General features: G+C 70.4%; 12 protein-coding genes and 1 pseudogene. 7 read left to right on the forward strand and 6 right to left on the reverse strand.

Features of this window, described 5'->3' with window-relative positions; genetic code table 11:
* Window positions 1–4: 4 nt before the first annotated feature.
* Complete coding sequence (locus tag ABZ348_RS17875; protein ID WP_358934052.1) at window positions 5–883, reverse strand: EamA family transporter; 879 nt, start codon at window positions 881–883, stop codon at window positions 5–7.
* A 207-nt stretch (window positions 884–1090) separates the two neighbouring features.
* Between ABZ348_RS17875 and ABZ348_RS17880 the strand changes: the two genes are divergently transcribed.
* The 3 genes from ABZ348_RS17880 (at window position 1091) to ABZ348_RS17890 (ending at window position 3055) form a co-directional block, all read left to right on the forward strand.
* Window positions 1091–1948 (forward strand): LysR family transcriptional regulator, encoded by an 858-nt coding sequence (locus tag ABZ348_RS17880; protein ID WP_358933990.1) that lies wholly within the window; start codon window positions 1091–1093, stop codon window positions 1946–1948.
* A 610-nt stretch (window positions 1949–2558) separates the two neighbouring features.
* Entirely contained in the window at window positions 2559–2864 is a 306-nt protein-coding gene (locus ABZ348_RS17885) for a hypothetical protein (RefSeq protein ID WP_358933992.1), read from the forward strand.
* Entirely contained in the window at window positions 2861–3055 is a 195-nt protein-coding gene (locus ABZ348_RS17890) for a hypothetical protein (RefSeq protein ID WP_358933993.1), read from the forward strand. Before ABZ348_RS17885 ends, ABZ348_RS17890 begins: the two co-directional genes overlap by 4 nt.
* 14 nt (window positions 3056–3069) lie before the next feature.
* Here the strand turns inward: ABZ348_RS17890 and ABZ348_RS17895 are convergent, their stop codons facing one another.
* Window positions 3070–5889 (reverse strand): FAD-binding and (Fe-S)-binding domain-containing protein, encoded by a 2820-nt coding sequence (locus tag ABZ348_RS17895; protein ID WP_358933995.1) that lies wholly within the window; start codon window positions 5887–5889, stop codon window positions 3070–3072.
* Window positions 5890–6122: 233 nt separating this feature from the next.
* Here ABZ348_RS17895 and ABZ348_RS17900 point away from each other — a divergent pair, with 233 nt between their 5' ends.
* Together ABZ348_RS17900 and serC are read left to right on the forward strand one after the other, a co-directional pair.
* The gene (locus ABZ348_RS17900) at window positions 6123–6722 is read left to right on the forward strand and encodes an ATP/GTP-binding protein (RefSeq protein WP_358933997.1); all 600 of its coding nucleotides are present in this window, start codon (window positions 6123–6125) and stop codon (window positions 6720–6722) included.
* 116 nt (window positions 6723–6838) lie between these two features.
* A complete protein-coding gene (gene serC, locus ABZ348_RS17905) occupies window positions 6839–7957 on the forward strand; it encodes a phosphoserine transaminase (protein WP_358933999.1) in 1119 nt (372 codons plus the stop codon).
* A 341-nt stretch (window positions 7958–8298) separates the two neighbouring features.
* Here serC and ABZ348_RS17910 read toward each other — a convergent pair whose 3' ends face one another.
* Window positions 8299–9177, reverse strand: a complete 879-nt coding sequence (locus ABZ348_RS17910) for an ABC transporter permease (RefSeq protein ID WP_358934001.1) — start codon at window positions 9175–9177, stop codon at window positions 8299–8301.
* The gene (locus tag ABZ348_RS17915) at window positions 9174–10139 is read right to left on the reverse strand and encodes an ATP-binding cassette domain-containing protein (protein ID WP_358934003.1); all 966 of its coding nucleotides are present in this window, start codon (window positions 10137–10139) and stop codon (window positions 9174–9176) included. Before ABZ348_RS17915 ends, ABZ348_RS17910 begins: the two co-directional genes overlap by 4 nt.
* Window positions 10140–10324: 185 nt before the next feature.
* Between ABZ348_RS17915 and ABZ348_RS17920 the strand changes: the two genes are divergently transcribed.
* Entirely contained in the window at window positions 10325–11104 is a 780-nt protein-coding gene (locus ABZ348_RS17920) for a TetR/AcrR family transcriptional regulator (protein ID WP_358934005.1), read from the forward strand.
* A gap of 38 nt (window positions 11105–11142) precedes the next feature.
* Here the strand turns inward: ABZ348_RS17920 and ABZ348_RS17925 are convergent, their stop codons facing one another.
* Window positions 11143–12117, reverse strand: coding sequence for a WD40 repeat domain-containing protein (locus ABZ348_RS17925; protein ID WP_358934007.1), 975 nt, complete (start codon window positions 12115–12117; stop codon window positions 11143–11145).
* Between the two features lie 173 nt (window positions 12118–12290).
* On the opposite strand from ABZ348_RS17925, the gene ABZ348_RS17930 reads away from it, so the two are divergent.
* A complete protein-coding gene (locus ABZ348_RS17930; RefSeq protein WP_358934009.1) occupies window positions 12291–13007 on the forward strand; it encodes a GDSL-type esterase/lipase family protein in 717 nt (238 codons plus the stop codon).
* Window positions 13008–13021: 14 nt separating this feature from the next.
* On the opposite strand, the pseudogene ABZ348_RS17935 reads toward ABZ348_RS17930, so the two are convergent.
* Window positions 13022–13204: pseudogene (locus ABZ348_RS17935) on the reverse strand (hypothetical protein); the annotation flags it as partial.

Raw genomic sequence — 13204 nt, forward strand, 5'->3', positions numbered from 1 at the left:
CCGGCTACTTGCGGCGCACCTGGGTGCGGACGGCTCCGATGCTGGCCACGATGACCAGGCTGATCGCCAGTGCATCCGTGACCGCGAGCGCCTGGTTGAGCACCAGGAATCCGGCCGTTGCCGCGACCGCCGGCTCCAGACTCATCATCACCGCGAAGGTGGGTGCCGGCAGCCTGCGCAGCGCGAGCAGTTCCAATGTGTACGGCAGTACCGACGACAGCAGTGCGACCCCGAGGCCCATCAGCAGGATCGAGGGCTCGATCAGTTTGCTGCCGGCCTCGACCAGTCCGAACGGCAGGCTGAGCAGTGCGCCGAAGGCCAGCGCCAGGGCCAGCCCGTCGGCCTGCGGGAAGCGCCGTCCGGTGCGTGCGCTGAAGACGATGTACGCGGCCCACATCCCGCCGGCGGCCACGGCGAGCAGTGCGCCGACCGGGTCGAGCCGGTCGAACCCGCCGCCGCTGAGCAGCACCACGCCCACGAGCGCCAGTCCCGCCCAGACGAAGTTGATCGCCCGCCGGGACACGATGACCGAGAGCGCCAGCGGCCCGAGCACTTCGAGGGTGACGGCTGCGCCCAGCGGAATCCGGTCGATGGACTGGTAGAAGAGGATGTTCATGCCGGCCATGGCGCTACCGAAGGCGACGACCGTCCCCCAGTCCGCACGGGAGTGGCCGCGCAGCCGGGGCCGGCAGATGATCATGAGGACCAGGGCGGCCAGCACCAGGCGCAGGGTGACCACGCCGAACGCGCCTGCCTCGGGCATCAGCAGGACCGCGACCGCGGCTCCGAACTGGACGGACAGCGCTCCTGCGACCACCAGCCCGACCGGGCCCAGTGACCCGCCGCCCAGCCGCGCCCGCCAGCCTTCGGCGGGTTGTGCCACATCGAGCGCCGCACCAGTTCGTGCCGCATCGAGAGCCGCAGCCGTCTCGGGCCCCTCTGCGGCGATTGTGCTCCGCACCTCGTCCACGGAAGCCCTCCAGGAGTCCCGAATACCGGCATCCGGCTCGCACCGAGCCGATCAGACCACGCTACGGCCTGCCGCACGTCTCGTGAAATGCCGACTGGTCTGCGGTTATGCTGCGGGCGCATGAGCATCGAGCTGCGTCATCTGCGCGCCTTCCTCGCCATCGCCGATGAGGAGAGCGTGACGAAGGCGGCCGTCCGGCTGCATCTGACACAGCCTGCGGTGTCCCGGGCGCTGGCGGCGCTGGAGAAACAGCTCGGCACCCGGCTGGTGGACCGCTCCACCCACCATCTGGCGCTCACCGCGGAGGGCAGGGTCTTCCGTGACAAGGCGGCGGCTGCGGTCGCGGCCTTCGACGAGGCCCTGGATCCGAACCGACTGCACCACTGGCCGTTGCGCCTGGGGCACGCCTGGTCCGCCCTGGGCCCCCACACGACTCCGCTGTTGCGCCGCTGGGAGCGCGAGCACCCGCAGACCCCGTTGGAGCTGCTCCGGATCGACGACCGCACGGCGGGGCTGGCGCGCGGTGCGGTGGATGCGGCGGTGCTGCGGGGAGTGGTGGAGACGCCCGGTCTGGTGACGGAATTGTTGTTCATGGAGCCGAGGGTGGCCGCCGTCACCTCGGACGGGCCACTGGCGGCCCGCGCCGAGCTGACCCTCGCCGATCTCGCATCGGGGCCGGTCCTGATCAATCTGGTGTCGGGGATCACCACGATCGACCTCTGGCCGGAGGACGGGCGTCCGGTCTCCACGCTGACGGTGACCAACACCGACGACTGGCTGACGGCCATCGCCGCGGGCCGGGGCGCGGGAGTCTCGGTGGCTTCGACGGCGAAGATGCACCCGCACCCGGGGGTCTCCTACCGGCCCCTCCCGGACGCCCCGCCGGTTCCGGTGCTGTTGGCCCACCGCTCCGGCCCCGGCCATCCGGACCTTCCGGCACTGCGGGAGCTGGCGCGGGAACTCACCCGGGACGCCTGAGTCGTGTCTGCCCGTATGCCCTGGCACCCACTCCCCCGGGCGGCCACGTAGGCGTACCGAGGCCCCGAACTCCCACAAGTGCCGTACCAACCAACGGAGTTAACGCCTCAACCGCGCACTCGACGACGGGCGACACTTGTACGGTCCCCGAGCAGTCATACCCATGAATCTCATCGCTCTCATGGTGATCAACGCCCCCAGGGCTGGTGTTCCGCTCCTCCCGGGGCATTTCTCGGATGCGCTCTGGAAGATCACCCGGCGGGGCTGCACTATGACCTGGTGTGGCAGCTCGACGTTCTCCCAGGAGCCGGGAAGCGCGAGCCGCCCGGGCCTTCGGTCGTCCACCCGCGACCGTGCGCGTAGTGCCGGACCGGCCCCGTCCACCGGGCACCCCTGCCCGATGACGGAGCGCGCACCCGCTCGCCTCCCCCGGGGCGGGCACAGCTTGGCGTTTCGCGCACCCGAGACGGATGCGCCCTTGAACACCCCGGAGTACGCGGGCCATGGCAGCCGCCGGCGCCCTGTTCCCGATGCCGCGCTCGACGCGACCATGGACGGGCCCGACAACAGCGACAACAACGACGAGAGCAGTTGAGGAGCTGACCCCCACATGTGTGAACTGATCGCCCACCTGCTGCATTGGGCAGCACGACTGTTAGGAAGGGGCGGGGGAGAACTCATCCCCGACTGCACCCCGCCCCCGATCGACCCCTGGACGCAGCCCTGGGCCACTCCGACCCCGGTCCACGTCATCGAGCGGCACTGCCCGTTGCGCGGCGAGGACTCCCGGCTGGTCCGGCCCTACGCCCCGGCCGACGACACCTTGGAGTTGCGTCCGGTACGGCCGCGTCGAAGGCTCCTGTACGCCGCCATGGGGCTCGACCTCCCCATCACCGCCCGAGGAGCGTCCGCATGACTCTCGATGCCCTCACCGCCCCCGCCCCGACGGTGTTCTGCGCCGACTGCGTCGAGTGCGGGCGCGCCACCACCGCCGCCGTACCCGTCCGTTGGACCCGTGGGGGCGAGATACTGCTGTACGCCTGCCCCCATTGCGCACCGCTGCTCACCCCGGGTCCGGCCCCGGACGAGTACACCCCCTCCAGATAGTCGCGGGTGTTTCCTCAGCTCTCCTCGGGTTCCAGGCCGTCAGCCAGGACCTCCGCCAGATGCCTGGCTCGCACATCGGCGAGTTGGGCCAGCTGCGTGCGGCAGGAATAGCCGTCCGCCAGCAGTTCGGCGTCCGGTCCTGCCGTGCGGACCGAGGGGAGCAGTTGTTCTTCGGCGCAGGCCACCGACACCTCGTAGTGGCCCTTCTCGAATCCGAAGTTGCCGGCCAGGCCGCAGCAGCCGCCGCTGAGTTCACCGCGCAGCCCCGCGCGTTCGCGCAGTCGGCGCTCGGCTGCGTCCCCGAGCACCGCGTGCTGGTGGCAGTGGGTCTGCCCGGCGACCGCACGGTCGAGCACCGGCGGGTCCCAGTGCGGGGCGTTTTCCTCAAAGGTCTGGGCGAAGGTGCGGATCGCGGAGGCGAGACGCTCGGCCCGGGGGTCGTTCGGCAGCAGCTCCGGGAGGTCGGTGCGGAGCGTCGCCGCGCAGCTCGGTTCCAGGACGGTGACGGGGAGGTCGGGCCCCAGGGCGGCGTACAGGGGCTCCAGCACGTCCAGAGTGCGGACCATCACCTCGCGGGCCCGGTCGAGTTGACCGGTGGAGACGTAGGTGAGTCCACAGCAGATCCGGCCGCGCGGCACCAGCGGTGCCAGTCCGGCCGCGGTCAGGACGCGCAGGGCGGCGACGCCCGCCGAGGGGTTCAGATACGTGGTGAAGGTGTCGGGCCACAGGAGTGTGCCGGGCTCCTCGGGCGCGGGTGCGTCTTGGTCGAAGCGTTCGACCGCGAGTTCCGGTAGGTCGCGTTCCGGTGCGATGCCGGCCAGTCGTTTGGCGATCCCGGCCAGCGCCGGCACCCGGGCGAGGGCGTTCAGGGGGCGGGCCAGGGGCGCGGCGATCCGCAGCCATGCGGGCAGCCGACCGAGCGCGTAGTGGGATGCGGGGCGCAGGCGGCCCCGGTAGTGGTGGTGGAGGAACTCGGCCTTGTACGTGGCCATGTCCACGCCCACCGGGCAGTCGCTGCGGCAGCCCTTGCAGGACAGACAGAGGTCGAGGGCGTCCCGCACCTCCGGGGAGCGCCAGCCGTCGCGGATGACGTCTCCGGCCAGCATCTCGTGCAGGAGTCGGGCCCGCCCGCGGGTGGAGTGGGCCTCCTCGCCGGTCGCCCGGAAGGAGGGGCACATCACCGAGGGCCCGGCGACCGTGGTCGTACGGCACTTGGCGACGCCCACGCAGCGGCGTACCGCTCCCGTGAAGTCGCCGCCGTCGGCCGGGTAGGCGAAGGCGGTGGACTCCAGGGGGGTGCGGGGCAGCACGGCGAACCGCAGATTGGCGTCCAGCGGGTCGGGGCGGACCAACATGCCGGGGTTCATACCGCCGTCGGGGTCCCAGGTGTCCTTGAACCGAGTGAAGAGGGAGACCAGTTCGTCCCCGTACATCCTGGGCAGCAGTTCGGCGCGGGCCTGGCCGTCGCCGTGTTCGCCGGAGAGCGAGCCGCCGTGGGCGACGACGAGGTCCGCCAGTTCCAGGGAGAACCTCCGGTAGGCGGCCACTCCGCGGGTGCTCAGCAGGTCGAAGTCGATCCGGACATGGACGCAGCCCTCGCCGAAGTGGCCGTAGGGGGTGCCGCGCAGGCCGTGCGCGGCGAGCAGGGCGCGGAACTCCCGGAGGTAGGGGCCGAGCCGGGCGGGCGGCACCGCGCAGTCCTCCCACCCCGGCCAGGCTTCCGAACCGTCGGGGGTGCGGGTGGCGGTCCCTGCGGCGTCCTCACGGATGCGCCACAGGGCCCTCATGCCGGCCCGGTCCGTCACGACCGTCCCGTCGAGTGCGTCCGCGCCCCGCAGCACAGCCTGGGCCCGGGACCTCGCTTCGGCGGGGGTGGCGCCGCCGACCTCGACGAACAGCCAGGCGGCGCCGCGCGGCAGTCCGTGTCCTTCGGGGACGAGGTCGTCGGCCATCCCCTCGACGGTCAGGGGTCCGTGGGGCAGCAGTCCGGCCGCCGCCTCCGCCGCGGTGGCCTCGTCACGGTAGCCGAGCACGGCGAGCGCCCGGGCGGCGGGCGCCTCGACCAGTCGTACGGTCGCTTCCGTAAGCACGCCCAACGTGCCTTCGCTGCCGCAGAACGCCCGGGCGCCGTCGCGCCCGTTCTCGGGCAGCAGTGCGTCCAGGGCGTATCCGGAGATGCGTCGGGGCAGGTCGGCGGGGTAGCCGGTGCGCAGGAGCGCGAGGTCGGCGTCGATCAGTTCGCGCACGCCGACGGGCAGGTCGCTCCCGCCCCTGGCGAGACGGTGCCGGGTTCCCGCATAGCTGAGGACCGTCACTTCCCGGACATTGTCGGCGGTGGTCCCCCAGGCGACGGAGTGGGCCCCACAGGAGTTGTTGCCGATCATCCCGCCGATGGTGCAGCGGGAGTGGGTGGAGGGGTCGGGTCCGAAGGTGAGTCCCAGGGGCCGTACGGCATCGCACAGGGCGTCCAGGACCAGGCCCGGCTGCACCACGGCCGTACGGTCGTGTGCGTCCACGTCGAGGAGGGCGTTCATATGTCGGCTGAAGTCGAACACGACGCCAACGCCGGTCGCCTGCCCGGCGATTGACGTACCGCCACCGCGCGGGACCACGGGCGTGCGGAAGCGGCGGCACACCTCCAGGGCGGCGGCCACGTCCTGTGCGTCCCGCGGGCTGACCACGCCGACGGGAACCCGACGGTAGTTGGATGCGTCCATGGTCATCAAGGCACGGGCCGCGGAGGTGAAGTCCACCTCGCCGCGGACGGCCGCGCGAAGCTCCCGCGCCAGCTCGGTGGCGCTCGCGGGATCGGGTAGGTATCGCTGTTCGGCCATGGGTCCCAGGATGCCCGGCCCGGTTCTGCCGTACGGTTAGGAAACATGCCGGTTGAGACCATTGCGTCCGCAGCACTCTTGGCAAAGCCCAGGGGTAGACACCAAAGTGATCGTCAACCCTCTTATAGTGACGTTCACTTGATCAGGAACCAGCGGCTCCAGTTATGCCCCCGCCACCCCTCGGAAGGCAAACACTCGATGACCGGCACCGCACGAAAGCGATGACCCGCGCCATGCGAGCGGTCCACCCCGCAGAAGTACGCCCGGAACTCCCCGGCGTGAGCGAGAACGCCCTGAAGGTCGTCGTGGTCGGCGGCTTCGGAGTGGGCAAGACGACGATGGTCCGCTCGGTGAGCGAGATCCGTCCGCTGCACACGGAAGAGGTGATGAGCCGGGCGGGTCGGCAGCTGGAGGACACCAGCCGCGTCAGCTCGAAGAGCGCCACCACGGTCGCGTTCGACTTCGGTCGCATCACCATCGACACCCGCAGCACCCTGTACCTCTTCGGCGCCCCGGGACAGGAGCGGTTCTGGTTCCTGTGGGAGCGGCTGCTGTCGGGGACGATGGGAGTGGTCCTCCTGGTCGACACGCGCCGGCTGACCGACGCCTGGTACGCGCTGGACCGACTGGAGCACCACGGGATGCCCTTCATCGTGGCGGTGAACGACTTCGGTGGACCCCTCCACAGCGACGACCACATCCGCCGGGCGCTGGCGCTGGGGCCCGAGGTGCCGATGGTGGAGTTCGACGCACGGGACCACTCGTCCAGCAAGTTCGTCCTGATCGCCCTGGTGGAACACCTCCACGCACTGGCGTTGCACCAGAAGCGCTGAGGCCCCCGCCAGGGCACCCGCCCCCTGGCACCCCTCCTGAGCGGGCGCGACGTCCGTCCGTCTCAGCCGACGGACCCCCCGGCACTCCCGATCCGAGAGCCGTTACGCTCCAGTGCGTGGCTGATATCCAGATTCCCGCTGACATCAAGCCCGCCGACGGCCGTTTCGGCGCGGGCCCCTCCAAGGTGCGTACGGAGGCGCTGGACGCCCTCGCCGCCACCGGCACGTCCCTCCTGGGCACCTCCCACCGGCAGGCACCGGTCAAGAACCTGGTCGGCGAAGTGCGCTCGGGCGTACGCGACCTCTTCCAGCTCCCCGACGGCTACGAGGTGATCCTCGGCAACGGCGGATCGACCGCCTTCTGGGACATCGCTACCCATGGGCTGATCGAGAACAAGTCCCAGCACCTGACGTTCGGCGAGTTCTCCTCCAAGTTCGCCAAGGCCGCCAAGCTGGCGCCGTGGCTGGCTGAACCGACCGTGATCTCCTCCGACCCGGGCACCCACCCGGAGCCGACGGCCGAAGCGGGCGTCGACGTGTACGCCTTCACCCACAACGAGACCTCGACCGGTGTCGCCGCCCCCATCAAGCGGGTGGCGGGCGCCGACGAGGGCGCGCTGGTCCTGGTGGACGCCACGTCCGGCGCCGGCGGTCTGCCGGTGGACATCACCGAGACGGACGTCTACTACTTCGCCCCGCAGAAGTGCTTCGCGGCGGACGGCGGCCTGTGGATCGGCGTGTTCTCCCCCGCCGCCCTGGAGCGTGCGGCACGGGTGCACGGCTCGGGCCGGCACGTGCCCGAGTTCTTCAGCCTGCCGACCGCGATCGACAACTCGCTGAAGAACCAGACGTACAACACCCCCGCGCTCTCGACCCTCTTCCTGCTGAACGAGCAGCTGAAGTGGATCAACTCGCAGGGCGGTCTGGACTGGGCGGTGGGTCGTACGGCGGCCTCCTCTCAGGCGCTGTACGGGTGGGCCGAGGCGTCGAAGCACGCCAACCCGTTCGTGGTGGACCCGGCGAAGCGATCGCAGGTCATCGGCACGATCGACTTCGCGGACGAGATCGACGCCACCGCGATCGCGAAGGCGCTGCGCGCGAACGGGATCGTGGACACCGAGCCGTACCGCAAGCTGGGCCGCAACCAGCTGCGCGTGGCGATGTTCCCGGCGGTCGACCCGTCGGACGTCGAGGCGCTGACGGCGTGCGTGGACTACGTGATCGAGAACCTGTGACGCCCTGAGCGCGTCCTCGTCCTCGGACGGTCTTGAGTGAGCCCCGGTGGGATCAAACCCCGCCGGGGCTCACTCATTGGGGTGGTCGTGGGATGACATGGACCGACTCGATGGACCGGCCGGCCAGGGTGTTCTGAACAGTGCCGACGACCTCGGAAAGGCCCCTATGCCTGCGGCAGAGCACGCCTGTGACGGCGAACGAGGGCTCCTTCTTGACGAGGCCGATGTCCTCGCCGAGCGGAATCCGTCGAGGAGTTGTTGAAGGCGGCTGAGCGCAAGGCTTGAGCGCAGGGGGCGGGCCCAGGGACCCCCCGTATCCCTGGGCCCGTCCGGTCAGCGGGTCAGCGGCTGAGTTGCTGGAAGCGGCGGACCGCGAGGGGGAGGAAGATCGCCGTGATCAGGACGGGCCAGCCGACGGCCATCAGCAGGGCGTTGTCCTGGACCCAGCTGCCGTCGCTCGCCACCGGATTGCCGAACAGCTCCCGGGTGGCCCCCGCCGTCGACGAGATCGGGTTCCAGGCCGCCAGCGTGCCCAGCCAGTCGGGCATGGAGGAGGGCGGGGCGAAGATGCTGGAGATCATCGTCAGCGGGAAGATCACCGCGTAGAGGGCGCCGGCCGCCTCCGGGCTGGGGATGATCAGGCCCAGGAAGATGCCGATCCAGATCAGGCAGAAGCGCAGCAGCAACAGCAGTCCGAACGCGGCCAGCGTCTTCAGTACGCCGCCGTCCGAGCGCCAGCCCATCGCCAGGGCGGTGAGCGCCAGGATGGTCAGTTCGGTGGCGGCGGTCAGGAGGTCGCTGACGCCCCGCCCGGAGACCACGGCCGAAGGCGCCATCGGCATGGAGCGGAACCGGTCGATGACCCCCTTGCTGGAGTCGGTGACCACGGTGATCGCCGTGTTCATCAGTCCGAAGGCCATGGTCATCACGAACATGCCCGGCATCAGGAAGTCGCGGTAGTCACCGCCTTCCGGTGCCTTCATCGCCCCGCCGAAGACGTATCCGTACAGCAAGACGGACACGATCGGGAAGCCGAGTTGCCAGGCGATGTACGAGGGGTGGCGGCGGTAGGTGAGGAGACCTCGGCGGACGACGGTCCAGCAGTCCGCGATGGCCCAGTAGAGGCGGCGCTCCCCCGCGTGGTCGAGTTCGAGGCTGACCTTCCCCGCGGTTCCCGCCCGGGTCGGCCTCTCGATGGCGGTGTCGGTGTCGGTGCTCATGCCGCGGCCTCCTCTTCCTTGTCCGTGCGGTGTCCGGTCAGGCGCAGGAACACGTCGTCGAGGCTCGGTCTGCGCAGTCCTATGTCCTCGACGCCGATGCCCTGGTCCTGGAGGGTGCGGGCGACATCGGTGAGCGCCGCGACCCGGTCGGTGACAGCGGCGTGCACCCGGCGCTCCGCCTCGTCGATCTCGGGGACGCCCTCGGCGACCCTGGCCACGGCCTTCACCGCGGCGTCGATCTCGCCGATGTCCTCGACGACGACTTCGATGCGGGAGCCCCCGACGGTGTTCTTCAGTCCGTCCGGGGTGTCGTCGGCTATGGCCCGGCCCTGGTCGATGACGGTGATGCGGGAGGCGAGCTTGTCGGCCTCCTCTAGGTACTGCGTGGTCAGCAGGACGGTCGTGCCCTGGGCGACCAGTTCGCGGACGGCGTTCCACACCTCGCCGCGACCGCGCGGGTCGAGTCCGGTCGTGGGCTCGTCGAGGAAGAGCACGTCGGGCGCGAGGATCATGGAGGCGGCCAGGTCGAGTCGGCGGCGCATACCGCCGCTGTAGCCGTCGACGCCCTTGTCCGCGGCCTCGACCAGGTCGAACTGCTCCAGGAGTTCGACCGCGCGCAGCCGGGCGCGCTTGCCGCCGAGGTGGAACAGCCGGCCGAACATCTCCAGGTTCTGCCGGCCCGAGAGCATCTCGTCGACGGCCGCGTACTGGCCGGTGAGGCCGATGCGGCTGCGGACCAGGCGCGCCTGGTCCGCCACGTCGAAGCCTGCGACCTGGGCACGGCCGCCATCGGCCTTCAGCAGGGTGGACAGAACGCGTACGGCGGTGGTCTTGCCGGCGCCGTTGGGGCCGAGGAGACCGTGGACGGTTCCGAGGCGGACCGTGAGGTCGAAGCCCGCGAGCGCGTGCTTCTCGCCGTACCTCTTCTCCAGTCCTCGGGCGTGTACGGCGTGGTCGGTCACGGCTTCCTCCAAGCAACGAGCGGGCGGGGCAGGTACAGGCAGATCAAGCAGGTGCAGGCAGACACAGACGGACACAGGCAGGGGAAGGCACCGCGCACACTATTCGCGTACGCCGTACTCACAAGAGGGTACACCGTACTCAGTTTCAAATGAGCAATCGGGAACAGGCCGTTTAAAGTGGGCTCATGACGATCGAAACGAGTGGCTCCGGCGATGTGGCGCGCACCCTGGAGCTCCTCTGGGGCTCTGGCGAGCGACCCACCCGCGGCCCCAAACCAGGGCTCTCCCTCGATCAGATCGTGACGGCGGCCGTCGAACTCGCCGATGCGGAGGGGCTCGCCGCGCTCTCGATGCGCCGGCTCTCCACCGAACTCGGCACCGGGACGATGAGTCTGTACCGGTACGTCCCCGGCAAGGCCGAACTGCTCGACCTCATGTTGGACCGGGTGACCGACCCCGGCCCGCTGCCCGACCCCGAGGAGCCGGTGGACTGGCGGTACGCCTTCGACTCGCTGGCCCGCCGCTATCTCGCCCTCTTCCGGGCCCATCCCTGGCTGCTCAAGGTCAACCAGGCCAGGACCGTCCTCGGCCCCAGTGCCGTACGGTCACTGGAGGCCGCGCTCACCTGCCTCTCGGGCATGGGCCTGCGCGATGCCGAGCTGATCTCGGTGATCATCGCGACCCAGAGCTTCGTCCAGGGCATCGCCCGTATGGAGACGGAGGGCCAAGAGGCCGCGGACGCCACGGGCATGAGCCACGAGGACTTCTGGAAGAGCCAGGAACCCTTCCTGACCCGGGCCATGCAGAGCGGGGACTACCCGCGGATGGCCGCACTCGCGGACGACACCTTCAGCGAGGACTTCGACCACTTCGAGTTCGGGCTCGGCCGACTGCTGGACGGTCTCGAAGTGCTGGTTAGCGAGCGTGTCCGCAGCGGGGAGGCCGGGGACCGGCCGAAGGGCTGAGAGGCCCCGCCGTGTGACAGCGGGGCGGGCGGCCGGGTTCAGTCGCCGCTGCGCCGCAGTCGCTTGACCGCCAGCACCAGCGCCACCACGGCGGCGATCCCGATCACCCCGTAGGTCGTGTTGGACGTCTCGCCCGCACCGCCACCGGTCGCCGAACTGTCCGCTCCGGCCGGGGAGCCACCGGTCTTGTCGGAACCGTTCTTCTTCTCGACCTCGACCCGCTCCACCTCGCTCTGCTCCCCCTCGGTACCGAACATCAGCGCCGATCCGTCGACCGTGTACGACACCGACTCCGACTGGCCCTGGATCGGGGCCTTGACCCGGTGGTCCGCGCCCAGGCGGCCGTCCTTCCAGGCGTAGCCGCGGGCGCTGAAGTACGAGCGCAGCACCAGTTCGTCGCCGTCCGGGGAGAACGCGCCGTCCGTCACCCAGGGCACCTCGCCGATCCGACGGAAGGTGTTGGTCCCCGCGGTGGTGAGCTTCGCCGGGCCCTCGTACAGTCCGCCGCCGTCCTCGTTCTTGGAGGCGATGTAGACCCGCCCGGTCCGCGGGTGCACCATCATCGCCTCCGCGTTGCGGGCGCCGTCCGCGTACTTCACGGTGTACTGGGTCGCGCTCACGGTCATGTCCCGCAGGGCCTTCGGCTCGGGGAAGGTGTAGATCCAGACGTGGGACCAACTGCCGTTGAGGTTGTCGCCGATGTCGCCGACGTAGACGTTGCCGTCCGGGCCGATCGAGATCGCCTCCATGTCCCGGGGCTTGCCCACGCCGCGCAGCGTGACGGTGGCGAGCGTCTCCCCCGTCTTGGAGTCGACCGCGAAGACCCGTGGCTCGTCCTGGTCGTTGTGCGTCCAGTACACCCCCGGATGGGCCCGGCTGGCGGCGAGGCCGCTGGACTCCTTGATCCTGGTGTCCTTGATCGTGAAGCTCTTGTCCTCGGCGGCGGCGGGGGGGGCGAGGACCGTGAGCAGCAGCAGGGCTGCGGCACCGGTGGCGTACGGGAGCGAGCGCATGTACCCAGCCTGCCATCCCGGGCGGGTGCATTCGGCCTCTGAGTGCATCGATCTGATCATCGCCCCGGACGGTCGGGGCCATCATGGCCAAGCCCCTGACGAACGGTCCCGGAACGGGGCCGTGGCAGGGCTCACATCGCAGCCGGGCGGAGCCATCGGCGATGATGGCGCCCATGCGTTTTCTGTTCGTCGGCGACAGCATGACCATCGGGCGCGCCGGCGATCACACCTGGCGCTACCGCATGTGGCAGCACCTCGAAGCGACCTTCGACGGTGCGTACGAGATCGTGGGCCCGCGCTCGGAGTTGTACGTACCGGAGGCTGCCGACCCGCTCACCGCCGAGCACGCCGACCCCGGTTTTCCGGCCGCGGCCCGCCGCCACCTCGCCGGTTGGGGCGAAGGCTGGTTGCACATGGCCCCCGTCATCGGTCCGACGATCGCCGAGCACCGGCCGGACGTGCTGCTGGTCTCGCTGGGACTGATCGACCTCGGTTTCTACACCAACAGCGGACAGACCGTGGTGAACACCCGCCGGTTCATCGCCGAGGCCCGTGCCGCGGCTCCGGCCGTGCGGATGGTGCTGCTGCCCGTCATACCGAACGTACGGGCCCGCACGGACGCGCCCTTCGCCGCGGAGTGCGACCGCTTCAACGCGCTGCTCGCCGCGGCGGTCGCCGATCTCGACGCGCCCGGGTCACCGATCCTGCTGGCCCCGCGCCCGCCGTCGTACGCGCTGGACTCGGACACCTACGACGGCACGCATCCGAGCCCCTCGGGCGAACACAAGATCGCGGCGGCTTTCGCTGAATCGATGCACCAGGCGTGGGGCATCGGCGGTCGGTACGCGGCTCCCGAGCAGACCGTGCCCGCGCCCACGGTCGTGCACTGACTCCGCCGCCGTCCCTACGGCAGGCGCTCCGCGTAGGTGAGCCGGTCCAGGTGGTAGTAGTCCGCCACGCACTGGACGGGCCACTTCTTGCGGCCCCCGTCTCCGAAGGGCTCCAACATCCTGCCGACGCGTGTGGGCGCGTACGGCAACACCGTCTCCCCACGGGCCGCGCCCTCCCGTAGGAAGGCGTCCTGACG

Source organism: Streptomyces sp. NPDC005963 (assembly GCF_040638655.1).
Lineage (GTDB): Bacteria > Actinomycetota > Actinomycetes > Streptomycetales > Streptomycetaceae > Streptomyces.